The sequence below is a fragment of the Nonomuraea sp. NPDC049625 genome (assembly GCF_040675285.1).
Classification (GTDB): Bacteria; Actinomycetota; Actinomycetes; order Streptosporangiales; family Streptosporangiaceae; genus Nonomuraea; species Nonomuraea angiospora_A.
Map to the genome: position 1 here is coordinate 91,192 of NZ_JBFAOQ010000006.1, position 25,174 is coordinate 116,365.

The 25,174-nt window shown below is 69.2% G+C and carries 27 protein-coding genes; 10 read left to right on the forward strand and 17 right to left on the reverse strand.

Annotated elements, in window-relative coordinates; all coding sequences use genetic code 11:
• Nucleotides 1-516 precede the first annotated feature (516 nt).
• Nucleotides 517-777: a hypothetical protein gene (locus AB0J87_RS26395; RefSeq protein ID WP_363969228.1), complete on the reverse strand. Its 261-nt coding sequence runs from the start codon at nt 775-777 to the stop codon at nt 517-519.
• A gap of 353 nt (nt 778-1,130) precedes the next feature.
• Here AB0J87_RS26395 and AB0J87_RS26400 point away from each other — a divergent pair, with 353 nt between their 5' ends.
• Nucleotides 1,131-1,400 carry a hypothetical protein gene (locus AB0J87_RS26400; RefSeq protein ID WP_363969230.1) on the forward strand — a complete coding sequence of 90 codons (270 nt, stop codon included), beginning with the start codon at nt 1,131-1,133 and terminating at the stop codon, nt 1,398-1,400.
• Nucleotides 1,401-2,389: 989 nt separating this feature from the next.
• Here AB0J87_RS26400 and AB0J87_RS26405 read toward each other — a convergent pair.
• The 9 genes from AB0J87_RS26405 to AB0J87_RS26445 all read right to left on the reverse strand — a co-directional run bounded on the left by AB0J87_RS26405 (nt 2,390) and on the right by AB0J87_RS26445 (nt 8,895).
• Nucleotides 2,390-2,983, reverse strand: coding sequence for a hypothetical protein (locus tag AB0J87_RS26405; RefSeq protein ID WP_363969232.1), 594 nt, complete (start codon nt 2,981-2,983; stop codon nt 2,390-2,392).
• An 81-nt stretch (nt 2,984-3,064) separates the two neighbouring features.
• Nucleotides 3,065-3,499 carry a hypothetical protein gene (locus tag AB0J87_RS26410; RefSeq protein WP_363969234.1) on the reverse strand — a complete coding sequence of 145 codons (435 nt, stop codon included), beginning with the start codon at nt 3,497-3,499 and terminating at the stop codon, nt 3,065-3,067.
• A gap of 122 nt (nt 3,500-3,621) precedes the next feature.
• Complete coding sequence (locus AB0J87_RS26415; RefSeq protein ID WP_363969236.1) at nt 3,622-4,014, reverse strand: acetolactate decarboxylase; 393 nt, start codon at nt 4,012-4,014, stop codon at nt 3,622-3,624.
• Nucleotides 4,015-4,210: 196 nt separating this feature from the next.
• The gene (locus AB0J87_RS26420) at nt 4,211-4,534 is read right to left on the reverse strand and encodes an STAS domain-containing protein (RefSeq protein ID WP_363969238.1); all 324 of its coding nucleotides are present in this window, start codon (nt 4,532-4,534) and stop codon (nt 4,211-4,213) included.
• A gap of 120 nt (nt 4,535-4,654) precedes the next feature.
• A complete protein-coding gene (locus AB0J87_RS26425; RefSeq protein ID WP_363969240.1) occupies nt 4,655-5,242 on the reverse strand; it encodes a DUF5994 family protein in 588 nt (195 codons plus the stop codon).
• 437 nt (nt 5,243-5,679) lie between these two features.
• Nucleotides 5,680-6,501: a CocE/NonD family hydrolase C-terminal non-catalytic domain-containing protein gene (locus AB0J87_RS26430; protein WP_363969242.1), complete on the reverse strand. Its 822-nt coding sequence runs from the start codon at nt 6,499-6,501 to the stop codon at nt 5,680-5,682.
• Nucleotides 6,498-6,992 (reverse strand): CocE/NonD family hydrolase, encoded by a 495-nt coding sequence (locus AB0J87_RS26435; RefSeq protein ID WP_363970118.1) that lies wholly within the window; start codon nt 6,990-6,992, stop codon nt 6,498-6,500. The genes AB0J87_RS26430 and AB0J87_RS26435 overlap by 4 nt, the downstream gene beginning before the upstream one ends.
• A gap of 89 nt (nt 6,993-7,081) precedes the next feature.
• Nucleotides 7,082-7,789, reverse strand: a complete 708-nt coding sequence (locus AB0J87_RS26440) for a response regulator transcription factor (protein WP_363969244.1) — start codon at nt 7,787-7,789, stop codon at nt 7,082-7,084.
• Entirely contained in the window at nt 7,786-8,895 is a 1,110-nt protein-coding gene (locus AB0J87_RS26445; protein ID WP_363969246.1) for a sensor histidine kinase, read from the reverse strand. Before AB0J87_RS26445 ends, AB0J87_RS26440 begins: the two co-directional genes overlap by 4 nt.
• Before the next feature lie 176 nt (nt 8,896-9,071).
• Here AB0J87_RS26445 and AB0J87_RS26450 point away from each other — a divergent pair, with 176 nt between their 5' ends.
• The 3 genes from AB0J87_RS26450 to AB0J87_RS26460 are packed head-to-tail and all read left to right on the forward strand — an operon-like array spanning nt 9,072 to nt 11,906.
• On the forward strand, nt 9,072-10,028 hold the full coding sequence (locus AB0J87_RS26450) for a zinc-binding alcohol dehydrogenase family protein (RefSeq protein ID WP_363969248.1): 957 nt from the start codon (nt 9,072-9,074) through the stop codon (nt 10,026-10,028).
• A gap of 3 nt (nt 10,029-10,031) precedes the next feature.
• Entirely contained in the window at nt 10,032-11,477 is a 1,446-nt protein-coding gene (locus AB0J87_RS26455; protein ID WP_363969249.1) for an FAD-dependent oxidoreductase, read from the forward strand.
• 12 nt (nt 11,478-11,489) lie between these two features.
• The gene (locus AB0J87_RS26460) at nt 11,490-11,906 is read left to right on the forward strand and encodes a hypothetical protein (RefSeq protein ID WP_363969251.1); all 417 of its coding nucleotides are present in this window, start codon (nt 11,490-11,492) and stop codon (nt 11,904-11,906) included.
• A gap of 33 nt (nt 11,907-11,939) precedes the next feature.
• Here the strand turns inward: AB0J87_RS26460 and AB0J87_RS26465 are convergent, their stop codons facing one another.
• From AB0J87_RS26465 to AB0J87_RS26475, 3 genes are all read right to left on the reverse strand, one after another.
• Nucleotides 11,940-12,578, reverse strand: coding sequence for a response regulator transcription factor (locus AB0J87_RS26465; protein ID WP_363969253.1), 639 nt, complete (start codon nt 12,576-12,578; stop codon nt 11,940-11,942).
• A gap of 1 nt (nt 12,579) precedes the next feature.
• Nucleotides 12,580-13,761: a sensor histidine kinase gene (locus AB0J87_RS26470; RefSeq protein WP_363969255.1), complete on the reverse strand. Its 1,182-nt coding sequence runs from the start codon at nt 13,759-13,761 to the stop codon at nt 12,580-12,582.
• 193 nt (nt 13,762-13,954) lie between these two features.
• Nucleotides 13,955-15,352: an alpha/beta fold hydrolase gene (locus tag AB0J87_RS26475; RefSeq protein ID WP_363969257.1), complete on the reverse strand. Its 1,398-nt coding sequence runs from the start codon at nt 15,350-15,352 to the stop codon at nt 13,955-13,957.
• A 197-nt stretch (nt 15,353-15,549) separates the two neighbouring features.
• Here AB0J87_RS26475 and AB0J87_RS26480 point away from each other — a divergent pair, with 197 nt between their 5' ends.
• On the forward strand, nt 15,550-15,810 hold the full coding sequence (locus AB0J87_RS26480) for a hypothetical protein (protein WP_363969259.1): 261 nt from the start codon (nt 15,550-15,552) through the stop codon (nt 15,808-15,810).
• 310 nt (nt 15,811-16,120) lie between these two features.
• Here AB0J87_RS26480 and AB0J87_RS26485 read toward each other — a convergent pair whose 3' ends face one another.
• The 3 genes from AB0J87_RS26485 to AB0J87_RS26495 form a co-directional block, all read right to left on the reverse strand.
• Complete coding sequence (locus AB0J87_RS26485; protein ID WP_363969261.1) at nt 16,121-16,537, reverse strand: nuclear transport factor 2 family protein; 417 nt, start codon at nt 16,535-16,537, stop codon at nt 16,121-16,123.
• A gap of 383 nt (nt 16,538-16,920) precedes the next feature.
• Nucleotides 16,921-17,673, reverse strand: a complete 753-nt coding sequence (locus AB0J87_RS26490) for an SDR family oxidoreductase (protein ID WP_363969263.1) — start codon at nt 17,671-17,673, stop codon at nt 16,921-16,923.
• A 93-nt stretch (nt 17,674-17,766) separates the two neighbouring features.
• Nucleotides 17,767-18,198, reverse strand: coding sequence for an Rrf2 family transcriptional regulator (locus tag AB0J87_RS26495; protein ID WP_363969265.1), 432 nt, complete (start codon nt 18,196-18,198; stop codon nt 17,767-17,769).
• Between the two features lie 521 nt (nt 18,199-18,719).
• Between AB0J87_RS26495 and AB0J87_RS26500 the strand changes: the two genes are divergently transcribed.
• The 4 genes from AB0J87_RS26500 to AB0J87_RS26515 all read left to right on the forward strand — a co-directional run bounded on the left by AB0J87_RS26500 (nt 18,720) and on the right by AB0J87_RS26515 (nt 23,190).
• Nucleotides 18,720-20,825 carry a serine/threonine-protein kinase gene (locus tag AB0J87_RS26500; protein ID WP_363969267.1) on the forward strand — a complete coding sequence of 702 codons (2,106 nt, stop codon included), beginning with the start codon at nt 18,720-18,722 and terminating at the stop codon, nt 20,823-20,825.
• Nucleotides 20,826-21,200: 375 nt separating this feature from the next.
• The gene (locus tag AB0J87_RS26505; protein ID WP_363969269.1) at nt 21,201-21,467 is read left to right on the forward strand and encodes a hypothetical protein; all 267 of its coding nucleotides are present in this window, start codon (nt 21,201-21,203) and stop codon (nt 21,465-21,467) included.
• Nucleotides 21,468-21,692: 225 nt separating this feature from the next.
• Nucleotides 21,693-22,538: a glutamate ABC transporter substrate-binding protein gene (locus AB0J87_RS26510; RefSeq protein ID WP_363969271.1), complete on the forward strand. Its 846-nt coding sequence runs from the start codon at nt 21,693-21,695 to the stop codon at nt 22,536-22,538.
• A 193-nt stretch (nt 22,539-22,731) separates the two neighbouring features.
• A complete protein-coding gene (locus tag AB0J87_RS26515) occupies nt 22,732-23,190 on the forward strand; it encodes a hypothetical protein (protein WP_363969273.1) in 459 nt (152 codons plus the stop codon).
• A 67-nt stretch (nt 23,191-23,257) separates the two neighbouring features.
• Here AB0J87_RS26515 and AB0J87_RS26520 read toward each other — a convergent pair whose 3' ends face one another.
• Nucleotides 23,258-23,644, reverse strand: a complete 387-nt coding sequence (locus AB0J87_RS26520) for a hypothetical protein (RefSeq protein ID WP_363969275.1) — start codon at nt 23,642-23,644, stop codon at nt 23,258-23,260.
• A 695-nt stretch (nt 23,645-24,339) separates the two neighbouring features.
• Here AB0J87_RS26520 and AB0J87_RS26525 point away from each other — a divergent pair.
• The gene (locus tag AB0J87_RS26525) at nt 24,340-25,173 is read left to right on the forward strand and encodes a class I SAM-dependent methyltransferase (protein ID WP_363969277.1); all 834 of its coding nucleotides are present in this window, start codon (nt 24,340-24,342) and stop codon (nt 25,171-25,173) included.
• The last annotated feature ends 1 nt before the right edge of the window (nt 25,174 follow it).

Genomic DNA, 25,174 nt, shown 5'->3' on the forward strand with positions numbered 1-25,174 from the left:
CCGCCAGTGGGCGTCGAGAGGTCCATCAACCGCATGAGAAGACCCCGCTGGATCCGCCAGTGGGGTGGTGCTCGAAGCAGGGCTGCACAAGAACGCCAAGGGCGGCTGGTCTGATGGCCCACGGACCCGGTGGATGATGCCAGAGTGGCGCGCTTTGAGAAGTTCGTGGAGGAACTACTCGACTTCCTCCTGACGCGGCTGGATGAGGCCGGGTTTGAGCGACTCATCGCCCATGAGCCCCGGCGAATGTGTGCCCCTTTTATCTTCTCGGGCGGCGGCCGTGTGGAGCAGCGAGGAATGTGGTTCACGGGGTGCCGAGCTTGCTCGCAGATCCCCTCAGGAGGGTTCGGCGGGGACATCACGGTCGAAGCATGGCCATGCTTTCATGTTCGGTCTCTGACGCTGCAGTTCGCCGACGACCCAGACTACTGCCGGGGGTGGAGACCTGAGCATGCGCTATTCGCATCGGGGAGGCTCATCCGCCAGGACGACGACTAAGTGCTGAAGACACGACTCTCAGGCCAGGAGCCCCAGGGTTTCGGGCGCTTCTATGACGGTCGACTGCCGCTCGGGGTCGGTTTCCTGTTGCGCGAACTGGCTGATCAGGTCGGCGAGGGCTTGCCGGTCCTGTCCAGGGAGGCGCTGCAGGAGAGCGATCACGGGCTCCAGTACCTCCATCGTGGCCTCAGGCCCGATGACGTCGTCGTCGCTGAGATCAAGCCAGATGACGATCTCCGTGAGCGCTTTGGCGAGGGCGCGTTCGAGCGTGGTCTTCATGGGCTCTTGGCCGGTCGTTGGAGGTTGTGATGCTGGCTCTCCTGCCGAGTACGACCGACCAGGCAATGTCCCTGGCGTCCGGCGATGCCCCGGGCGACTCACCCCTTGAGGGCAACTCCACATTATTGCGATCCAGAAAACGAAAACCTTATTACGGTTATCGGATAGCTTTCGAGAGAGGGCGCACTAAAATGCCCCGCAACCAACCATGGAAATGCGGCGAAAGTATGCGCATCAATATTTCCCTCGCGTTCACCCGAAGTTCTCGCGGCAGGGGTCGGGCCGCGGCGATAATTCTTGATGGCAACGCTTTTGTGAGTCCACGAAAGCACGTACCGAATTTGGAGATTTACATGAAGAAGTTCCTGGCGCTCGCGGGCGTGAGCGCCGCCCTGGCAGCCGGTCTCCTCGCGACCGCACCCGCTCACGCGGCGACGGCAAACGCTACTTCGCCCAGCGCGATGTCGCCCTTCCGTTACTACGACACCTTCTACGGGCCGAATCCTTGGTGGTCATGCTCGCAGCGGGGAAATCTCGGACTGCAGAGAGGTGAGTGGTATGACTATGACTGCAGGCCTGGCACCAGCTGGGTGGATCTTTATATCCAGGTAAGTCCCAACTAATTAGTCCAGCGAGCGAGCAGCCCCTCTAAGGATATCCAGCGCTACTCCGGACGGATGCTTTCTCGATGTCAGGCTCGGCAGTGCCTCCGCGATGACCAATACCGGAGGCGGGACGGCCGCTGCTCGCTCTGCGGGGACCACTTGATCACCGCCGACCAGCCACCCAGGTCGCCCTACCAATGGGCGCGATGGTGGCTACACGTCGTCCGGCGCGCGATGGCAGCCGACTACCTCACGCACTACGGACGACCCGGCCCGACCGGCGATGGTCAGACCCGCCTCGTTCACGCCTCCTGCCATCGCGGCTACCTCGCCCGAATGCGCAGGAGCCCAGCACAGCACACCTGAACCGCCCTTCGCGGCTTGCTTGAGCCGTGTGGCGCGACGAGTGGCACGCACGGTTCTGAGGGGGCCCCGGCGCAGCGATGCACCCGGGGCCACCCGGCGAGCGGAGGGCCTTGATCGAGCACATCAGGAGCGCAGATCAGGAAGTTCCACGACTTCCGCGAGCCGAAGGTCGGTGATGAGGACAAGCTCGCCGACTGGCTGGCCACCAAGATCGCGCGAGGCAACGACATGAGCCGGTGCGCTGATTCAGCGTGGGTCGAAATCTTTAGGGCAATCCGGCTGGGACCGTTCAAACGAAGGAGAGGGCCCGGCGCCCGCCGAAGCCCTCCTCGCTATCGCCGGGGATCAGAAGTCGAACTCGCCCTTTTTCGCACCGTCTATGAACGCCGCCCAGACCAAGGGCGAGACAACGTATGCAGGCTGTTCAGGATGCTCGGAGAGGCGCGACTCCTGACGCCGAGATTGCGGGCTCATCGGCTGGTTACGCCGGGCACCCTGCCGGCTTGGCACCGGCGCTTGATCCGAGATCGGTGGACGTATCCGAGCCGGTCCGGCCGCCCGAGGATGAGCAAGGAGGTTCGGGATTTGGTGCTGCGCGCCGCAACGGTGAGGGCGCCTTGGGACGCCCTCACCGTTGCGGATCAGCCGACGGCGTAGGCGCGGGTGATCGTCTGGGTCACCCCGTCGCCGGCGGTGTCCGTGACTGCAGCGCGGATGGAGACGAATCCGGCCGCGGGAGGGTTCGTCAGCGTGGCGATCCAGCCGGAGCCGGTGCGGGTAACCGGGACGGGACGCCAAGTGGCGCCGTCGTCGGCGGACACCTCCAGCCGGATCGAGTTCACCCTCACCTTCGTGGTGCCGGGGTTGCGCTCAACCCACATGGGCATGCGGGTCGTGCTGCCCGGCTTGGCGCGGTTGAAGTCGTCCAGGCCCTCGGGGCTGTAGCGGACGGCCATCAAGGGCAGCGGCTGCTGCGCGGCGGTGGTGGCGGACGGGAACGTCCAGACCGATTTCACCTCCGTGGAGAGCGTGGCCTGCCGGCGCATCGACGCGGTCAGCGTGTAGGCGCCGGATCCGGCGGGCAGGTCGGCGCGCAGTTCGCAGGTCCGCGACTGGTGGACGTCGCAGTCGGCGAGGTCGGCGGTGGCCAGCGCCTTGCCGTCCTTGGCGAGGGTGGCCGTGCCGGTGGCGGCGGCGTCCGAGCCGGTCCTGCCCGGCTGCCCGTCGGCGAACATCGCCGTCGCGGCGAAGGTCAGGCTGTCGCCGGTACGGTGGCCGGCCGACAGCAGGAACGACGGCGCGGTGTCGGCGGCATTTCAGACTTCGCTGGTGTGACCGCGTTTCATGAGCTTGCCGCCGTCGGAGGTCAGCGCGGTGCCGACCTGGAGGCTGCTGCCGTAGACCAGACCCGGAGTCCGATAGTGGACGAGCGTGCCGGGCAGCGCGATGTCGCCGACCGACGAGATCGGGAACTCAACCATTGAATCGCCGACGTACAGGCTGACCTGGGGTGAGCCCGTCGCAGCCGCTCCGGAGGCTCGGTAGGTCGCGGTGACCTTGGCCAGTTCCTTCTGTCTGGCATGGTAGGTGGGGTCGTCCGGAAGGCCGCCGCCGCGCCGGTCGACCAGGGTGTAGACGTACGGGCTGGGCGAGAGGTCCTTGCTGAGCCACGTGGTCGCCAGGGTGTGGGTCAGGCCTGGTGACGCGGCGGGGATGAGGAAGACCTGGGAGTTGGCGTCAAGGCCGAACATGCGGCCCAGAGGCCCCACGCGCCGTGGTCCAGCCCGAGGGAGGAGACGCGCTGGAGTTGGGCGCTCGGGTCGTCGATGGTGGTTTTCGTGGGGGGGGACTGCGCGACCAGATCGCCGAACTGCTACCCGCCCTCGGACTGGCGGATCTGCGCTGCTATGTCGGTGGGCGACAGGTTCGCGGCGAGGAAGGCCTCGCTCCTGGGCAGGCTCAGGTGCAGGTCGGCGGAACTGCTGACTGCGATCTCCCCGTAAGCCAACTCGAAGTCCAGCGAGTGGCCACCGTGCGCGTGCTGGTCATCTATGAAGTGCAGGTGGTAGCCGGCCACGGAGATGCCCTGCTCGTAGTCGGGCGTACGGTAGCCGGCCAAGGTCCCCGCGACGTCGGTGAACCGGGTCACCGGCTCGTCGGCGGTGGCGTCGGTCAGTGGCGGGTAGGGCGGCGTCTGCGCCATCACGGTGCGCGTGCGGACCTGGGCGAACGTGCCGGTGACCCGGATCGCATGAATCAGGTTCACGCGCCTGTGGGTGCCAAGAACTCGGCCACCCTATGCGACCTGCCTGTATTCGTGGATCAGCCCGCCGAGGCGGTCACGTCGGATGACCGTGGCATCGTCCTCGGCCGGGCGGGGAAGGGTCCGCAGCGGAGTGTCCGCCGGCCGTTCGACAGCACATGGGATCCTCGGGTACCGGAATTGAACCTGTGGGGCCCGCTCACGCCACCATCGGTAGGCCGCGGCCCAGGCCGGTAATGCGCAGCAGCCGGGACATGAACGGGCGGGGCGCGGTCAGGGCCACGGTGATGCCCATCGACCGGGCGCGGCGCTGGATGCCGACCAGGACGGCCAAGCCGCCGGTGTCGCAGAACGAGACCTTCGACAGGTCGAGGATGAGCAGGCTCGTGCTGTACTGCAGCGTGCTCATCAGTTGCCGGCGGAGCGCCGCACTGGTGAAGATGTCGATCTCGCCCGACAGGTGGACGGTGGTCGGCGTTGAAGGGTCGACCCCGCCAAGTGGCGCGGTGTTGATGGCGGTCATGGAAGTCTCCCCTTTGGAGAAGCTGAAATGAGATGAGATGCCCTCCGGCTGGAAAGCTGACCCGCCGCCGGGTCTGCCGTGGCTGAACCGGCTCGATCAGGTCGGCGGACGGTACGTGAATTACGCCGAAGCTGATGGCCGTCTGATGGAGTGCCGCGCCTCCTGCCCGCTGACCGAGCCGCTCTCGCTCTCCCAGCGGGCCACCCTGTCGGCTGTCGCGCGGAGAGCGGGATCGGACGGCAGGTGCGCGAGGGCGAAGATGGCATCGTCAGTCAAGTCGGCGGTGTTCTGGGCGGTGAGCTTGAGCGCGTCCTCGGCAGGGCCGACGGCGGTGTCCGGCGGAATGATCAGCAAGGCGACCGGCTCGTCGGAGGCGAAGAACAGAACGATCACGTGAGGGTCGCCATGCCGGAACCCACCGATGCGGACCGTCCGTCCACGTGCCGGGATCCGACGTGGGATGCGCCGCCACGCGTCCCGATGCACGCCTACCAGCAGCGTGGTCCGCTGCAGCCGCTGATCGACGGCGGCGATGAGCTCGGGTAGTTCGGCGGCCGCGTCGCGGGAGTAGGGCCACCAGGCCCCGTTCACCACGGCTGGCCGCTCCAGCACCGGGTGGAGACTGAGCCGTAGCTCAGAATCGACCCGAGGCATCGCGGACGAGGCGGAGCTCAACGGTACAGGCTGAGAAACAAGCGTTGGCGTCATGGTCGTCTGACCTGTCCAGCCCCAAGAGGAGGGCCGCGATGAGTGGTTCGCCGGGGGCGACGCAGACCTGAATGCCAACGCTCGAAAAGACCTCGGTGTCTTCGACACTACCCTGTGCTTCCGAAATTCTGTAATTCCGGAAGCAGCCCGAGTAGGTGACGTGCTCGGCACCACCACTCACCGGAGCGCGAACTGGGTCATCCAGGCGATAAAGAATCTGGTGATGAACCTGGACGATGCGGGCCGCCGGGCGCGCTATCTGTTCCGAGACCGAGACGGGAACCTCCCTGCCCTCATGGGCTGGTCGAACGGCCCGATCGGCGTCGCCGTGCGCGATATGAAGATTTCACCACCTGGACGTCCTTCTCCGCCCCGCCCACACATGTCTTCGTCATAATGCGAGATTCATGGCTGGACGGCACCATCCGCCCACCCCCTCACGCCGTTCCGTCCTGCCCGCGCTCCCCAGGCCGGAGGCGACACCTGCAGATCCAGTCCAACGGTGTGCATCCGGATGCCGGCGGGAGCCATTGGCTGATGACCGCCAAGGTGAAAGCCACCACACGATCGACGTCGAAGGGGGGCCACCGGAGCCCAGCCGGCGGTCCCGGCCATGGCCATCGACGGAAAGCGGTCCCGTACAGGCACGCAGCGAGGTGCCCCTCCAACACCATGCGCGCCCGCCCTGAGGGATAGACGTCGAGCAGCCGGACGATCACATGGATGGACGGCGCGTCGGCGTCCACCCGCAATGCGACCTCCGCCGGCCCCACGATGTCGAACGGCGTGTCCTGCGCCTCCCCCGTGAACATCGCCACGTCGTCGCGTGCATGGACGACCTGCTCGTCCGGGAGCCCGGAGAGCTGGCTCCACTCGGCGTCGACCAGGTAGGGAACCGGGGTGAGAGGGTTGGGCGTCCAGGAGACGCACGTGGCCACGCCCTCCGCCTCCGGGCGCAGCCCACCACCGTCGATGCCGGAGAGCGCGCGGTCTCCCTGCGTCAGGTGCAACTTCACCAGGCCGGTGTCCCCGGCCGGCCAGCGGTCGGCGATCTGCCGGCCGGAGTTCGCGACCCGGTACCGCACCCGGGGAGCCCGCCACCGGCCCGGACGGCCCGACAGGTAGTGGTCGAAGAACCGGGTGGGCTCGTCGAGCATTCTGGGCAGGTAGCGTGCCAGCGCGTCGTCGTCGACCTCGTGGTCCTCGTGCGGGTGACCGTCCTCACGCAGCTCGAAGTCTTCATGATCCGTCGCGTTCATGCGGAGGAACTGGTGCGCTGCGGCCGGCGACGCGCCGGTCCAGTGCCAGTCGTCGAGCTGGCTTCGCTGGAGGTTGTCCCACCAGGGGGCGAGTCGAGTCCGGCCAGCGGTTCGGGTGGCAGGACGGCTCCGTCGAGCATGCCCGGCGTCGTGAACGTGTGCAGGACCCACTCGTAGAGCGGAAGCTTGGGCACGACGCCGGGCGAGAACATGTCCATGAACTGCGAGCCGGTGACGCGCGGCACGATGGCTCGCAACGCGGGGTGTCCGCTCGCCACCGCGGCCCACTGGGTGAAGTAGTAGGAGTCTCCCAGCATGCCGACCGTGCCGTCGCTCCACGGCTGCGCGACGATCCAGTCGATCGTCTGGTGGCCGTCCGCGGCCTCGTTGACGAACGGGAAGCGCTCGCCGTCGGACCGGAACTTCCCCCTGACGTCCTGGGCGACGACCGCGAAACCGTGGGCGTCGAGATAGGCGGCGATCGCCGGGATAAAGGTGTGATGAACTGCTGCAGCCGTTGATGATCCACCTCCAGCCGCTCCGCCATCGGCACCGTCGACTTACGCCGCCCGTCCAGGCATCAGCCCCCGCAGGTACAGCCCGCCGTTGGCCCGCTGTCGTGCGGGGGCCGGCTCGCCGGTACGACCAGGCCGGTCTCGTACGCGACGACCACCGCCTGGGCACGGCTGTTCAGTCCGAGTTTGCCCATCAGGCGCTTGACGTGGGTCTTGACCGTGGCCTCGCTGAGAGTGAGGCGGTTGGCGATCTGGGCGTTGGACAGGCCGTTGCCGACGAGGCGGAGCACTTCGGTCTCCCGGGCGGTGAGGGTGGACAGTTCGGCCGTCCCCACGGAGGTGGTGCGGTGGTGGTGGGCGTAGGTGTCGACGAGTTGCTGCGTGATCCGGGGGGTGATGAGGATGTCGCCCGCCACCACCGTATGCACGGCCGCGATGATCCGGTCCGGCGGGGTGTCCTTGAGCAGGAACCCGGACGCGCCCTCGCCGAGCGCGGTGTAAACGTACTCCGGCAGGTCGAACGTGGTCAGGACGATCACGTGCGGCGGCTCGGGCGCGGCGAGGATGCGCCGGGTGGCGGCGATCCCGTCGAGCACCGGCATCTTGATGTCCATCAGCACCACGTCCGGGCGGGCCGAGGCGGTCAGGGTGACGGCCTGCTCGCCGTCGGCCGCCTCGCCCGCGACCTCGAGGCCCGGAGCGGCGTTCACCAGCGCGATGAGCCCGGCCCGGATCAGCGCCTGGTCGTCGGCGATGAGCACGCGGATCGTCATGGCACGTCCGCCATCGGCAGCCGGGCGACGACGTGGAACCCGCCCTCCTCGGCGGGGCCGGCGGTGAGCACGCCCCCGTACAGCTCGGCACGTTCGCGCATGCCGCGGATGCCGTGCGACCCTGAGACGTTGGCCGGCTCCTGGTGGCCGGGATGGCCGTCGTCGCTGACCCGCAGGGTGAGCGTGCGTTCGCCGTAGCCGACCTCGACGCGGGCACTGGCCGGGCCGGCGTGCTTGAGCGCGTTGGTCAGCGATTCCTGCAGGATGCGGTACGCGCACAGGTCCGTGCCGGGCGGCAGCGGCCGGGGGGCGCCGGTGATCACGACCTCGACCGGCAGGCCGGCGGCACGGGTGCGGTCGACGAGTTCGCCGAGCAACGCGAGACCGGGTTGTGGTGACACGTCCAGTTCGCCGCTCGGGTCCACCCGCAGCACGTCCAGCAGCCGGCGCATCTCGATGAGCGCCTCGCGGGTCGTGTCGCTGACGGTGGTGATCGCGGTCCGCGCGGTCGGCAGATCGGTGTCGAGCACGTATCCGGCGACGCCCGCCTGCAACGAGATCACGGACATGTGGTGCGCAACCACGTCGTGCAGTTCGCGGGCGATGCGCACCCGCTCGTTCGCCGCCGCGCGGGTCGCCTCCTCCGCCAGCCTCCGCGTACGTTCGCCCCAGCGCCGCGTACTGTCCGCGAGCACCCACGCGCCGGCGACCAGCAGGTTGTCCTGGAAGAAGTCAGGCCACTGGAACGGACCGGGCCTGGTGGCGTAGGACAGCACGATCAGCGCGACCGTGCCGAGCACGGCGGCGGCCGCGACGGGCCGGGGCCGCAGTGTCGTCACGGTGAACAGCCCGACGATGATGCCCATACCGGCATTGGGGAACATGCCGTAGCCGACCAGGATGTAGACGGCGAGCGCCGCGCCGATGATCACCATGGTCAGCACCGGCGTGACCTGGCGGAGCGCGACCGGGGCCGCGGTGAGCACCGCGAGCACGTAGGCGGGCAGGGGAGCGGTGATGTGCCAGGCCATGGTGGCGATGGTGATCGCGATCAGCACGGCGGCGAGCAGGATGTCGCCGAGTGCCGGTTTCATGGTCATCGCCATGTGAACACCGTAATCGGGCGGGGCTCGCGGTGTCGCGGACCAAACGGGGTATCCCGTTCTACCCCCTGTGGGGTAGCCGAAGTTGCCGTCGTGGAGCGACGACGCGGGCTGCCGCGCGCGCCTAGGTTCAGGCGTGCCGGTTCGTACGGCGACTCCGACTACGTGAGGAAGTGCCGATGGAAGTGTCTGCCGCGGTGGTTCACTCGTTCGACCACCCGCCCCGCTACGGTCCGTTCGATCTGCCCGTGCCGGCCGACGAGGACGAGGTGGTCCTCGACGTGCTCGCGGTCGGCCTGCACCCCCGGGTACGCAGCGGGGCCGCCGGCCGGCACTACACCAGCACCGGCAAGCTGCCGATGGTCCCCGGCGTGGACGGCGTCGGCCGGCTCCCGGACGGCCGGCTGGTCTACTTCGTGGCCGATGACGAACTGACCGGCCCGATGGCCACCCGCACCGTGGTCGACGTCCGCCGGTGCGTCCCGCTTCCGGATGATGTGGACGTGGTCAAGGTGGCCGCCGCGATGAACCCGGCCATGTCGTCGTGGATGGCGCTGCGCCGCCGGGTGCCGATCCGGCCCGGCCAGTCGGTGCTGGTGCTGGGCGCCACCGGCAACGCCGGGCAGATGGCCGTCCAGGTGGTCAAGCGGCTCGGGGCCGGGCGGGTGGTCGGCGCCGGGCGCGACCCCGGCCGGCTGGCCCTGCTGCCCGAGCTCGGCGCGGACGCCGCGGTCGCCCTCACCGACGCCGCACTGGCCGGGGCCGCCGCCGAAGTGGACCTCGTCCTCGACTACCTGTGGGGCGAACCGGCCGCCTCGGTGATCCCGGCGCTGCTGTGGGCGCGCTCCGATCGCGGCCGGGAGCTGAACTGGATCCAGATCGGCGCGGTGGCCGGTCCGACCGTCGAGGTGCCGTCGGTGGCGTTGCGCTCGGCCGACTTCCGGTTGCAGGGCAGCGGCCAGGGCGCGGTGTCGGCCCGGGCCTACCTGGAGGAGTTGCCCGAGCTGGTGGACGAGATCGACCAGGGCCGGATCGCGGTCAGCGCCCGGATCGTCCCGCTGGCCGAGGTGGAAGCGGCGTGGACCGCCCCAGAACGGCCCGGCGTCCGGACCGTGCTGGTCACCGAGGAGGTGTGAACCATGACCGAGGTGATCATTTCCGGGGCGGGCCCGACCGGGCTGGTGCTGGCCATCGAGCTGGCCCGGCGCGGCGTGGACTTCCTGCTGGTGGACAAGGCGGCGCGGCCGTTCGCCGGGTCGCGGGGCAAGGGCATCCAGCCGCGCACCCTGGAGGTGTTCGAAGACCTGGGGGTGCTGGATCGGATGGTCGCCGTCGGCGGCCCGTACCCGCCGCAACGCCTGTACGCCGAGGACGGGCCGATCGACCGGCGGATCATGGAGCACCAGGAGCCGACCTCGGCTGAGCCGTACCGGGATGGGCTGATGCTGCCGCAGTTCCGCACTGAGACCATCCTGCGCGAGCGGCTGGCCGAACTCGGACACGCCGTACGCTATGGCCACGAACTGCTTGGCTTCGACCACGACGACAGCGGGGTGGTCGCGCGGATCGGCGAGGCGACGGTGCCCGCCCGCTACCTGGTCGGCGCCGACGGCGGGTCCAGCGTGGTCCGCAAGACGCTCGGAATCGGCTATCCGGGACGCTCCCTCGACATCCGGGCGTTCGTGGCAGATGTGCGCGCCGACGGCCTGCCCGCCGACGTCTGGCACACCTGGAACGAGGGCACCCTACGGCAGATCGCGATGTGCCCGCTGGCCGGCACCGAGCTGTTCCAGTGCCAGGGCGGCCTGCCGCTGGAGGGCGAGGTGGACCTGTCGGCCGCCGGGCTGACCGCGATGCTGATCGACCGTACCGGAGACAGCGGCATCGTGGTGCGGGAGGTGGGGTGGGCGTCGGTGTACATGATGGGCGCCCGGCTGGCCGACGCCTACCGCAGCGGGCGCGTCTTCCTGGCCGGGGACGCGGCCCACGTGCACCCGCCGACCGGCGGCCAGGGGCTGAACACCAGCATCCAGGACGCCTACAATCTGGCCTGGAAACTGGCCGCGGTGCTGCGCGGGGCGCCTGAGGCGATGCTCGACTCGTACGAGGCCGAGCGGCGGCCGATCGCCGAATCGGTGCTCGGGCTGACCACCCGGCTGCTGGACGAGGCCGAGCGCCGCGCGATGCGCCGCGGACGCGAGGCCCACCAGCTGGACCTCGGCTACCCGCTGTCGCCGCTGACCGGCCCCGGCCCGATGGCCGGCTACCGGGCACCCGACGCCCCGCTCACCGGCGCCGCCGGCCGGCCGGTGCGGCTGTTCCAGCTACTGGCCCACCCATGCTGGACCCTCATCGGATACGAGGTGCCGGACGTCCCGGCCCCGCGCGCCGGGCTGAGAATCCACACCATCGGCAAGCGCGGTGACCTCGTCGACGACGGCGGCCACCTGCGCCAGGCGTACGACCTGTCACCCGGCGACTGGGTGCTCATCCGGCCGGACGGCTACATCGCCCTGACCAGCACCGATCCCGCCGACATCGAGACCTACCTGGACCGGACCGGCCTGCGCCGGTCGCAGAGCTGAAAGAGGCCGATCATGTCCGCACAGACCCGAAAAGAACACCGTCAGGTACGACGCGCCGCCGAGTTGCGCCGCGCCGAAGCCCAGCGGGAACTGCACCGCTTCGGCCGCGAGACCCGCCGTGCCGGCAAGACGAGCCTGATCCTGGTCCGGGCCGGACTGGCCGAGCTGAGTGCCCGGGAGCTTGACCAAGCTGGCCGCCCGCCTGCGCGGACCGTCCTGAGCCACGGGAGGCACGCGCGCTCATCGCCTTCCGGGCCAAGGCGGCCGACACCCGTGGCGTGCTGTCGTTCTTCCGGTGCGACGTGCCGTACGGGTGGCAGGCGTCGGTGCGCCGGCGAGAGCGAACTGTTCCACATCACCGAGGGTGAATGGGAGACCACCTGCGGTGCGGCGGAGGATGATCGCGGGCGCGGGCTGCTGCGGTTGTGAAGCCGCCTCCGCGTGATCGGCCGCACGCAGGGGTCAGAGGCGATGCTGGTGGGCGTAGATCACGGCGTGTATGCGCGTGCGCAGGCGGAGCTTGGCGAGGATGCGGTTGACGTGCGTCTTGACCGTGCCCTCCTCGATCCAGAGTTCCCGGGCGATCTCGGCGTTGCTGAGCCCTTGCGCCAGGTGGTGGAGCACTTCCCGCTCGCGGGCGGTGAGCAGGTCGAACGCCGGGGTGACCGGTTTGGGGCTGAGGGCGGCGAAGCGGTGGATCAGCCGTCTGGTCACCTGGGGATCGATGAGTCCGTGGCCCTGGTGGGCCGCGCGGACGGCGTCGAGCAGCAGGCGCGGGTCTGTGTCCTTGAGCAGGAAGCCGGCGGCTCCTGCTTGGAGCGCGCCGAACAGGTACTCGTCGAGGTCGAACGTGGTCAGGGCGATGATCGTGGGTACGGTATCCGCGCCGGTGAGGGTTTCGATGGCGGCCAGGCCGTCCATGCGCGGCATGCGGATGTCCATGATGACGACGTCGGGTCGATGCCGGTGAGCCGCGCGCACGGCCTGGGACCCGTCGCCCGCCTCGGCGACCACTTCGATGTCCGGCTCGGCGTCGAGGACGAGCCGCAGCGCGGAGCGGACCTCGGGCTGGTCGTCGGCGATCAGTATCCGGATCGTCATGTCATCCTCCGCTGTGGGTGGGCAGGACGGCCTCGACGCGCCAGCCGTGCGGGGGGCGGGGGCCGATGTCGAGCCGTCCGCCGAGCAGGTGGGCGCGTTCCCGCATGCCGCGCAGGCCGCTCCCGGCCAGCAGGTGGCCGGCCGGTGGGTGGTCCTGGCCGTCGTCTTCGACGAGGATGGTCACGGTGTCCAGGTCCTGGTGGATCCGCACGTCCACGCGGGTCGCGGCGGCGTGCCGTACCGCGTTGGTCAGGGCTTCCTGGGCGAGGCGGTAGCCGGCGTGGTCGACCAGGGCGGGTAGGGGGCCGGCCGCGGCGTGCCGGTCGATCGTGACGTGAACGCGGCAGCCGGGGGCCGACAGCCGGTCGGCGAGTGCGGGTACGTCGGCGAGGGTGACGCGGGTGGGCCGGTGTTCGTCGCGCAACGCCGTCAGGAGGAGGCGTACGTCGCGCAACGCGGAGGCGGACAGATCCGCCACGGTGCCGAGGGCGCGTGCGGCCGGTGGAGGCGCGTCGGGCAGGACGTGGCGGGCGGCGTTCGCCTGCATGCGGATCGCGGTCAGGTGGTGGCCGACGGCGTCGTGGATCTCCCTGGCGATCCAGGCCCGTTCCTCGGCCACGACCCGGGCAGCCTGGGCATGGTGCAGCAGGACCTGTTGCTCGGCACGTTCCCGGTGCAGGTGCAACGCGTATCCGACGGCGATCGGCGCGACGGCGATCAGCACGCCCTGTGCCAGGGGCGTGGGGCTGACCCGGGCCGGGAACCCGGGTGGCCAGGCGCCGCCCGGGAGCGGGGTGGCGAACAAGATCGGCGTCAGTGTCGATGCCACGGACAGGAGAAGCAGGACAGGGGCTTGCCGTGGCCGATGATAGGTGGCCGAGCAGAGCGCGACGGCCGCCACCAGCCGCCCCGACCATCCCGGCACCCCCGTGCCGAGCAGTGCCACCGCTACCGAGACGAGCGCCACGCTCACCGGGAACCGGCGTCGCAGCGCCAGTGGCGCGGCCACGCCCACGCTGAAGGCGGCCAGCACCAGTGGAATGCCCACGCCCGGCCCACCTGGCGCGGGCGGCGCAGTGACTCCTCCACTCGCTCCACTCAGGTCCCACAGTGCCCGCTCCCAGGTCGCCGCCGCGTAGACGGCGATCGCGGCGGCGAGCGCCAGCAGGGCATCCGCAGCCATCGGCCGGATGCCCGGGATCGCCGGCAGAAGCCGCGACCTTCGCGGGCGGCGGCTCCCGTCCGCCGGCCGGCGGATGGGCTGCGGCAGGCGACGGGTGCCTGCCGGCATGGGGAACGTCCGGAGCCGGCCTCTGTGCTCAGGTGGCATGCGGCTCACCCTGGGCCACACCCGCCTGCCAGGGCAAATCCGGGCATCAGCATTCGGTCCCGGGAGCAGGGAGGATCTTGTCGACGAAGTACGCGTTCACCTTCTCCGTGACGCAGGCGTTGCCCGAGAGGTAGATCTCGTGGCCCGGCCCGTCATGGTAGATCGTCCGGCTTCCCCGTACCTGGTGGACGACCCGCTCGGTGCCCGGGAAGTCGGCCCAGGTGCCCACGCCGAGCAGCGGCGGCACGGTCTTGGGCAGCGGCCCGGTAGGGAAGGTCACCGGCGATGGATAGCCGAGGCAGCGAAGCCTGGTCACCGTCGTGCCACCCGTCCCGGTGTTGGGCGCGACGGCGCGCAGCCGCTTCATGGCAGCCTTCAGCGCGGCATAACTGGCAGGTCGCGGCATGTCCTGACACGCGATGACGTCCGGGTTCGGTCCACCGAGCGCGGGGAAGGCGGCGAACTTGGACGCGTCGCCACGTCCGGCGGCGGCGATGGCCTCGGCGATGGCCGGCCACCGCTCGGGTCCTTGGGAGATCAGCGCTTGTCCGAGGTGGTCCTGCAGTTTGACGCCGTCGAAGCCGCCGGGCTGGAGCGGTACGCGGTCCGCCTGCGCCACCAGATCCTGCCACAGGCGCGGTACGTCCTTGCCCCGCAGCACGCAGGAGGGCTCGTCCGCGCACCACGCGATGAATCGCCGCAGCCGCCGCTCGCTGTCGCGCGCCCGGGCCGCATTCTCCTTTTCCGGATCGCTCATGTTGCCTGTCCCGTCCAGGACCATGGTCCGGATGCGCTTCGGGAACAGGTGAGCGTACGCCTGCCCGAAGGTGCCGCCGTACGAGCCCATGAAGAGATTGATCTGTGACTCGCCGAGGGCGCGTCTGATCGCCTCCATGTCGCGGGCGTGCGTGACCGAGCCGATGCTGTCGAACAGCTGGGGATCGGGATCGTGGCAAGGGGCGGCGTCCGCCCGGTTGCCGGCCGCGATTCTGTCGAATCCCGCCTGATCGTCAGGCAGCTCGGGATCGGTCTTGCTCTTGATCTGGCAGGGCAGGTGCGTACTGTAGCCGTTGGTGTAGCCGCGCGGGTCCCAGGTGACGATGTCCATGTTCTGCCGGAGTTGCGTGAACGCGGTCGACACGCCTGGCACGTCACGAAGGTAGGCGATCCCCGGTGCGCCCGCGCCGAAGTTCGCCAGCACCGTCCCCTTGGCCGGGCGGGATCCGGTGGCGGCCAGCCGGCCCAGCTTCAGCTCGATCGTGCGGCCGCCGGGCTTCGACCAGTCCACCGGAACCCGCATTGTGGCGCAGCGCATGCCCGTGGCGCCGTCCCCTCCCGGGCAGTCACCCCAGCTCAGAGTGCCTTCCCGGGCAGCGGCTGTGGCGGCAGACTGGCAGAGGACCACCAGCGTGACTGCCGTGGCCAGAGCGCGTGTGATGTTCATGTGCCGAGCCTGTCGCGGACCAGCCTACGGATGCGTCACACCTTCGATAGACATTTCCGGCGCGACCGGTCGCTCGGAAAACCAGCAGCGCCACGTCCAGCTCGGCGAGGTCGTCGGCCAGGTGACCAGGTTGTGCTGGTAGCGGGTGTCCCACGCGTTGGCCGTCAGGTGCGAGCGGGAGAAGATCGCTGTGACGGATGCTCTACGGGACGTGCGCCCGCTCCGAGGAGATCCTGGACGTCGAGGACTTGGACCTGGCTGGCCGCCGCTGCCCGGTGAAGTCCAAGGGCGCCCAGCCGAAGGTGCGCCACCGCGGCGCCGTCCGCGCCGGCTACGTGCTGGAGACGGTTCTCTGGGACGCCGGCACCGCCCGGCCGCTGCCCTGCTCGACCGGCACACCGCCCTCGCGGGCCCGGGGACCGGCGCTCCGGCCTCACCCGCCTCGGCGAGCAGGGTGACTTCGAGCTGATGCTGATGGCCAAGTCCCAGCACAAGAAGGCCGAGAACGTCCGCCGCTGCTTCAAGCCCTCGCCGGAGGCCAACGCCGAGGTGACCGGCCGGGTCGCACCTGGTGACGCCCGGCACTGAACTCCGCCGGCCGTGCTGCCTGTCGCCGATACGGCGGTGCCGCACGGCACTGGGCTCTGTATCTGGTCCGCACCCCCTCCGGGATGCCGATCCTGTGGGCGCCGGCCGGCCCGAAACTCGGCGAACGCGAGACCCTGGCCGCCATGTGCCCTGGGCCACGGGACCCTGAGCTCTCTCCACTCAGCCGGCGTTGAACGCCTCCTCGACGGTCAGCGTGTCCTCGTACAGGTGCATGCGGACGATCCGGTTGTCCTCGACCATCAGGTGCATGGCCGCCGGTGTGGTGAACTCCTTCCCGCTGGCCACGACGGTGTGCGTGAAGACCGCCAGCAGCACCACGTCACCACCGTCGACGATGACGCGCTCCAGCACGACCTTGCTCCTGCCGTGCGCGAAGTGCGGCCACATCGTGGTGAAGTACGGCGCGACCTCCTCCCCGCGGGTACGGCGCCCGGTCCAGGGCAGCGCGTCACTGCCGGGGACGTGCCAGTCGATCTCCTCGGCGAACAGTTCCTGGATGCCGTCGGGGTCCTGCCTGCCGAGGCGCTCCACGAACTTCTCGGCCACGGTCCGCGAGGTCTGAGTATCTGTTGCCATCGTCCTTGTCCTTTGTCTTTCTTTCGTATGAGGTGCGCCGGTCGGGCCTCAGCCCTGGGCTTGCCGCTCAGCGGCCCGCCGAGCTGCATGAGCGCCCCGCCTTCGCCCAGCGCGGTCGACCGGCGCGAACCCGAATTCGGTCAGCAGCCGTGTGAAGGGCGCTTGGCGCTCTCGTCGTCACCGGCGAGGAAGACGACCTGGTTGCCGTCCTGGTGCCGGGGATCGGGCTGCCGCGTCGCCCGCCCGGTAGTGGACCACGCTCTTCATGACTCACTCCTTGTTGTGTCGAAGTTGTCTCGAAGCCGTTGCCCTGACGACGGTCGCAAGTACGCGGCTCGGACGCCCTGGAGCGTCGAATGCGTCCGGCGTCGCCGATTTGGCGCCTAGAGCTGTGTGGCGCCGCCGTCGACGAACAGCTCCGCGCCGGTGGTGAACGTGCTTTGGTCGCCGGCCAGGTAGAGGGCGGTGGCGGCGACCTCGTCGGGATGGCCGGCGCGGCCGAGCGGGGTCGGTGGGGCGAGCTCGGCCGCGGCGGGCCGATCGCCGTGCGGGAAAGCGGCGAGGAGCCCGTCCAGGCCCGGGGTTTCGACAGGGCCGGGGGTGAGGGCGTTGACGCGGATTCCGCGGCCGGCCAGCTCGGCGGCCCAGGTGCGGGCGAGGCTGCGGATCGCGGCCTTGGTGGCGGCGTAGACGCCCAGGCCCGGGACGGCCCGCAGGGCCGAGCTGGAGGAAAGCAGCATCACCGAGGCGCCGGCCGTCAGCAGCGGCAGCGCCTTTTGGACGGTGAAGACCGTGCCCTTGAGATTGATCGAGGTAGTGCGGTCGTACTCCTCCTCGGTGATCGCGCCGAGCGGGCCGTAGTCCCCGACCCCGGCGTTGACCACCACGATGTCCAGGCGGCCGCTGCGGTTCGCGATCTCGGCGAAGAGCCGGTCGAGGTCGCCGAGGTCCGAGGCGTCGCCCTGGATGGCGATGCCTCGGGCGCCGACCTGCGCGACGGCGGCGTCCAGCGCGGCCTTGCGGCGCCCGGTCAGGTAGACGGTCGCGCCCTCGGCGGCGAAACGGCGGGCGATCGCCAGGCCGATGCCGCTGGAGGCGCCCGTGACGAGGGCGGTCTTGTCGTTCAGTTGTCCCATGAGACTCTCCAATTTCTTGATGTAACCATGTTGGTTACATCAGCGATGCGCAAGATGCGACCCCCTCGACCAGGGGAAGTCGACGGTCCGAGGTCAGGCGGCTTTCAAGACGTCCCGCAGCACGTCCTCCAGCGTGGTCTTGGCCAGCTCGCTGCGCAGGGCGGCCTCCACATTGTCGTACACGGCGGTCATCGCCGGCCCGATGCCGTGGCCCACGACGCACCCGGGGTCCGGTGCCGCGCGATGCAGGGCGAAGACCGGTCCCGGTTCGATCGCCTCGTAGACGTCGAGCAGGGTGATCGCCGCCAGGTCCCGCGCGAGCATCCAGCCCGCCCCCGCACCCCGCCGTGAATCGGCCAGGCCGGCCTTGCGCAGCTCGCCCAGCAGGCGGCGGATCACCACCGGGTTGGTGTTGACGCTCGTCGCGATCTGCTCGGAGGTTGCGACCTCGTGGCCACGCCGCTGATACAGCCCGATCCATGTCAGGGCGTGCGCCGCGATGGTCAGTCTGCTGTTGGCACTCACGTCGGACTCCACCTCCCCCGCCCCTCGGTTCTGGTCGTAACGATAGTTGTTACAACTGCATGCGGCAAATCCTGGGCCGACCTCGTCAGCCCGCCCGGCGCGTGCACCTGGCCTTGAAGGGTGTCAATAGTCTGCTCACCGTTGTGAGCTGCGGGTCTGTCCCAGGTTTCCTGACCGGAGCAGTGGGCGAAGTCGGGCTTGCTCGAGGCTCATGGCATTCCGTCTCTTCTACATGATCTTGTACCGCGCGCTCCCGCCTGCGCCAGGTCACCGAGCTCCGGTACGACGCGCCCCGCGCCCTGCCCCGCATGCTGACCCGGAGCGCCCTCGGACCGCCCGCGCGCCCGCAGGACCTGCCGGAACGGCCAGCAGCCTGGATTGCCCTCCTCATGATCCACAACAACCACGGACCGCACCCCACGCTCCGCGAATTGACCAGCAGGATCCCGCGGTCCACGACCCCCAGGTGCGCGAACGTGCGGAATCGCCGTTGATCTGCTGAACGTGTATCGTCGGGAACTATGTTCCGCCCCCTGCAAGCTGGCGAGCCGACCCAGCTGGGTGACTACCGCATCGTTGGGGGCCTCGGTGAGGGCGGGCAGGGCGTGGTCTACTTGGCCGAGCGTGCCTCGGGCGAGCGGGTGGCGATCAAGGTACTGCATGCCAGGCTGGCGAGCAGGAGCGAGGCGCGCGGGCGTTTCTTACGCGAGGTGGACGCGGCCATGCGGGTGGCAGCGTTCTGCACAGCCCGCGTGCTGGACGTGGCGGTCGACGGCGACAGATCCTACATCGTGTCGGAGTTCGTTGACGGCCCGTCACTGGAGGATTCCGTCCGCGAGCACGGACCCAGGTCCGGAGGCGCGCTCGATCGCATCGCGGTCAGCACGGCCACCGCACTGGCGGCCATCCACCGGGCCGGGATCGTCCACCGCGACTTCAAGCCGTCGAACGTCCTGTTGGGCTCCGACGGCCCCCGGGTGATCGATTTCGGCATCGCGCGCGCGATCGACATGACCGCTACCGGCGGCTCGGTGGGCACCCCGGCGTACATGGCTCCCGAGATGATCCACGGTGAGCCGGCGCAGCCCGCATCCGACGTGTTCAGCTGGGCGGTGACCGTGGGCTTCGCCGCGACCGGGCGCCCGTTTTTCGGCCAGGACACACTGCCTGCAGTAATGTACCGCATCCTCAACGCCCAGCCGGATCTGGACGGCGTCCCCGAGCCCCTGCGCGCCGTTCTCTCCCGCTGCTTGGCCAAGGCGCCGCCGGAACGTCCCACGGCAGCCGAGGTCCTGCACCTCCTCCTCGGTCAGGGCCAGACCGTGACCAAGCCCGTCGGCGGGGACCCGGCCGCAGCTCCACCAGCGGAAGCTCCTCCGGCCGGAGTGACACCCGCCTGGACGCCTTCTACCGGCACGCCGTCAGCAGGACCGCCCCTCGCCGGGCTCGCCGGGACACCCGCTCCCGGAACGCCACCCACCGCCCTCACCACGGACTCACGCCGCAAGCGATCCAAGTTCCTGGTGGTGGGCTCGGTCACCTCCGTGGCGGTACTCGTGAGCGTGATTGTGCTGGCCCTGCGGTGGGGAGCGAGCGACTCTCCATCAACACCCACGCCCTTGGCGGCGACGGACATACCGTCGGCCACGACCAGCGTCGCCGCCCGGCCGTACGGCAGGAGGGTGGCAGAGGTCACCCTCGGCGACGAGGTGAACACCCTGGCGGTGAGCATCTACGCCGGACAGCGCGCGGTGCTGGCCGGCAGCACCAAGGGGGTGGCCAAGGTGTGGAAGTTCGACACGCGCCCCAGCGAACTCGCCGAGCTGAAGAACGCCGGCGGCGAGGAGACAGACGCTGCCATCGACGTGGGCGAAGTAGACGGGCAGGCGGCCACGTTCAGGCGGCTGCGGAATGGCGCCGTCATCGTCTCCGGCGCGGAGAGCGTCGAGCCGCTCGGCCCCACCTACAAAGGCCACCAGAAAATGGTCTACGCGATCGCCCCGGCGCGGGTGTCGGGCAAGACGGTCCTGGTCAGCGGCGACGAGGCCGGAAAGGTCCACGTGTGGGACCCGAAGACGGGCAAGGACTCCGGGCCCCAGCCCAAGGCGGCGGGCGGCGACCCGGTGTTCGGTGTCGCGACCGGCACGATGGACGGGCACCCGTTCGCGGTGACTGCGTCGGCCGACGACACCGCGCGGGTGTGGAGCCTGGAGACCGGCGCCCTGGGCGCCACCTTCCACGGCCACAGCGGTGATGTCTTCGCTGTGGCGACCACCGTGATGGACGGCGCGCCGGTGGGCATCAGCGGCGGCTCCGACCGCAAGATCCGCGTCTGGGACCTGCGCAACGGCCGGGAGCAGACCTCCTTCTCCGGCCACACCGCCGAGGTCGCCTGCCTGGCGGTGGGCAGGGTGAAGGGCCGCGCGGTCGTCGCCTCCGGCGGGTTCGACGGGACCATCCGCGTCTGGGACCTGCGCAGCGGCAAGCAACTCGGCGACCCGCTGAAGTCTCCCGGTGGGCGCGTCTACTCGGTGGTGATCGCCGAGGACGACGGGGAGTCCTGGCTGGCCGCGGGCGACGTCAAGGGCAACGTCACCGGATGGAGCCTCGGCCCGGCCTCCCCCTAGAGAACCGGTCATGTAATCGTCAGGACGCGAGGCTGTAGCCTGTCGGGCGTCAAACTCGCGCGCATGGTTTGAGCTGGGATTTCTCCGTCCGAGCCATGCGGCTCGACGGTACTCGTTGATCGCTCCTCCGAGTACATTGTGGCGTTCGATCCGGCCTTCCATCGGCACCACCACATGTTCATCGTGATCGGGTGGTCGCTGCCCACGAGCCCGATTGGGTCGGTGCGCGTTGTAGTGATCGATGTACTCGTTCAGGACGGAGCGCAGGTGACGTTCGCTTTTTCGGCAACGTAAACGCGAACATTCCTCGTACTGGGCACCCTCGTCGATCCTTACCGCGATCACCTGCGAGAGCGGCGGGCCACCGACCCCGCCGTGCCAGTCCAGCAGTTGTTTCGTGAGATAAGAGAACTCGGCTACACCGGCAGCCACCAACCCGTCCCCAGCCCTGCTGCGCGGTGTCGTGGCGGCGCTGGCGAAGAGAACGAGATCGATGTCCTGCGGCTGCTGGGACTGATGAAGGCGATGAGCATGAGGGTCAACGTGCTGCGAACCGACAAGCTCAAGCGCCTGATCAGCCAGGGCATTCTCGTCGAGACCGAGCCAGGATTGTCCGCTCAGCCACGCCCCCAGCCCAGCTGATAACGCCCTGACCAGCCCACCTTCCCCAAGGCAAAGGACGAAAGGGGCATCAACTCGCGCGCCCGCTGAGGGCGCCGGGCTGGCCCCCGACCGTCCCGTGGAGTGACCGGACGTACGGGTACTGCGGTGCCCGTACGTCCGCAAATCTCCAAGAAGGCCCCATTTCTCTGTTGAAACCGCCTCAAGGCCGATCCGTATCGTTTGCCCAGCCCCCAGACTGTGTCCATGCGTGGGGTGGCGCTCGCGGGATTGACGGTGGCGGCGTTGGTCGCCGCGTGCGGCAGCACGGGCTCGTACACAACCGTCGTGGGCAAGATCAGGAACGCCGGCCGGGTCGTCGTCGGCACCAAGTGGGACCAGCCGAGCCTGGGTCTGAAGACCGGGGAGGGCCCTCCCGAGGGCTTCGACGCGGACGTGGCCAAGTACATCGTCGACCACATCGCCAAGGGCCGGCAGGTGCAGATCACGTGGCGGGAGTCAGCCTCGTCCACCCGCGAGGCCCTGCTCCAGAACGGCAGCGTGGACCTCATCGTCGCCACCTACAGCATCGCCCCTTCGCGCCGGCCCATGGTGACCTTCGGTGGGCCCTATATCGTCACCCCGCAGGACACGATGGTCCGCGCGAGCGACACCAGCATCAAGAAGGTGACCGACCTGCGGGGCAAGCGGCTCTGCCTGGCGGAGGGCTCGAACTCCTACCGCCGGATCGTCGACCCCCCGCCCAACGGCAATCTGAACCTCCCCATGCAACTGGTGCCCGCGGCCAACTACTCCGACTGCGTACGCAAGCTAGCCGACGGCCGGCTCGACGCGATCAGCACCCTGGACCTGATTCTGGCGGGGTTCGCCGAGCAGGAGCCGGGCCGTTTCAGGCTGCTGAACGACCCCGTCAGCACCGAGGGCTGGGGAGTCGGGATCAAGAAGGGCGACACCGCCACCTGCGAGGCCGTCAACCAGGCGATCGCCGCGATGTGGCACGACGGCACGGCCACGCGACTGCTGCACAGGTGGTTCGGCAAGTCGGGGTTCAAGGTGCCGTCGTCCCTGCCGAAGCCCGTAGGGTGCTCCTGAACTGTGGGGACCGCCCCACGCCGTTGCCGATCTTCCGGCAGGATGCGGGTTGCCTTTGGGTCTGGCCCACTTTCCGTGATCAGCCGTCCTTCCAAGATCACAATCATGTCGGGCCGGATGCTGTGGGGCTCAATAACTCGAATCACTACCAGCGCAGAGCCCTTCGTCCGGTTGCGTGCTAGGGTCACCGGCCATGGTTGGTTTAGAAACGATCAGTAGCTGGCGGACGAAGATCTTCGTCTGGCTCGGGCTCCCTGCCATCGCCATTATCGGGCTGGTCTTCAGTGCGGCCGATGTGGTTCCCGCATGGCAGGCCAACGCCGGGAACGGCACGCTCGGTACTTTCACCGCGGTCCACGAGGATTGCGGCCGGCGTTCTTGCTCCTGGTACGGCGACTTCACCGCCACGGAGGGCAGCGCCAAGCGGGCCGACGTCATTCTTTATGACGAGCCCGACGGAATGGCGGAGGGTAAGGCGGTGCCCGCGCGTGACACGGGTGCCCGTAATGGCGTGTTCTCCACGACGGGCGGATACACCTGGCTGCTCACGACGGGTCTCGTCGCGGCGGGCGCGATCGCGGCGGTGGCCTGGATCGTCATGGTGGTACGCCTGATCAGCAGGCGGCGTACCCGCGTGCCCGAGCCGGCGTGATGAGGCGGCGGGCGCCATCCACGGCTGGAGTGCGGCCCCGCCGAGGTGGTTTACCGGGGCGCCCGGCCTATGAATAGTCGTCCTCGTCGTACTGCTCCAGGTGCAGCAGGGTACGGATCTTTCCCACCGCTGGTTTTCCGTCGTAACGGATGGCGTTCAGCACCTCTTGGACGAGTGCGTCGCGGGTACGGGCACGGGCGGCCCCGAGCCAGTGGCGTTGCGCCTTCAGCGATTCGGCCTTGAGCCGGCCCATGAGACCGCGCAGTGCCCTGGGCCAGGCGGTATCGGTCAACTGCCGGATCTGTGTCTGGTTCGTGGTGGCGACCTGCGCCGCCCGGCGGCGTAGCACCGTGACGGACTGGCCGCCGTTGATCGCCTGTTCGAGTCGTTCAAGGGCGATGTTGTACGGACGCACGATGCCCAGATAACGCCGAGCCGCCTGATCGTTGGTCAACGGCGTCCGGCTCGGCGTCGCCCGTGGCGAGGGGGTCGCCCGTGGCGAGGGGGGCGCGGTCGTGGGTGAAGGGGGCGCGACTGCGACGTGCTGGGTCGTGTCCACGGGCTCGCCCGAGCACCCGGCGATCATGGTGGCGAGGACTAACGTTCCGGCAATGATGCGCACAAGTCCGCCATTGATCCACTCCGTCACCGGCATGTCAAGCGGCCGGTTCATCGACCGGCCGTGCCTTCCGCTTCGACGCGGCGGAGGCGGTCCCGGGTGGAGATGCGTTCGATCTTCACGATCTTGTCGTGGGCGAACGTGCAGGCCGCGGCCCCCTGCGCCTGCCAAAATCACGTCCATGCACGTCAGGCAGACCATGCATCGCATCCGAGGTCCGCTGCGAGCCATCCCGCCTGTGGACGCAACCGACCAGGCGATGGCTGCTCGGTGGTTGCTCGCGTGTACGCGATACAGCACGGCACGCGTCGGCACAGAACGAAACGACGACGGGGCTGATCCCAGCCACGACAATACAGAACAGCCAGAAGAATGGTTCGATATCGTTATGGGCTCATTATTTTAAATTAACTTCCAATTGCTATGATGGTTATACATATTTGTGAAGTGCATTTAGCATCGGTGTTCCCGGCGAGGAAGAAAGGGAACGCCCCTCCATGCGTAACTCGCATCCCAGTCAGACTGCCATCATGGCCGCGGCGGCCCGTGCCGCCCACCTTGTCGTGGACAGCGAGCCGTTCATCCTCTGCGACACCCTGGCCGCCTCCCTGCTCGGTGACCGGGCCGAGGAACTGATCGGCTACCACCAAGCGCACGGCGATCACCCCGTACTCGCAGGGGCACGCGCCCAGGCCACCGCCCGCGGCCACTACGCCGAGCGCCGCGCCACAGAGCTGTTCCGCAACGGCCTGGAGCAGTACGTGGTGCTGGGCGCCGGGCTCGACACCTTCGCCTGGCGCAGTGACCCGGCTGCCCGGCCGGTCCGCGTGATCGAGGTCGACCATCCCATCACCCAGCAGGGCAAACGCGACGCGATGGCCGCGGCCGGCATCGCTGTGCCCGATGGGCTGGCCTTCGCGCCGGTGGACTTCGAGTCCGACGATCTGATGGACGCCCTTCACAGAGCGGGGTTCGACCCCGGCAAGCCCGCCCTGGTCACCTGGCTCGGCGTGACCATGTACCTCACCCACGAGGCGATCGCCGCTACGTTGGCCGCCGTGGGCCGCATGGCGCCCGGCAGCGAACTGGTGATGGAGTACGCCGTGCCGGCCACTCTGCGTGACGATCGAGGCAACGCCTACGCCCGGCTCCTGCTGCCCGCCGCTGCCGAGCGAGGCGAGCCATGGCTGTCTCTCTTTACTCCCGAAGAGCTCTCGGGCCTGCTCGAACGGCAAGGGCTGGAGGCGGTCGAGCACCTGCGGCAGGCCGATTGCCTCGTTCCCGCGCTGTGGCGGCGTTCGGACGCGCTGCGCTCCGGCGATCTGTGCCGCTTGGTCCGTGCCACCGTCCCCAGCACGACCTGAA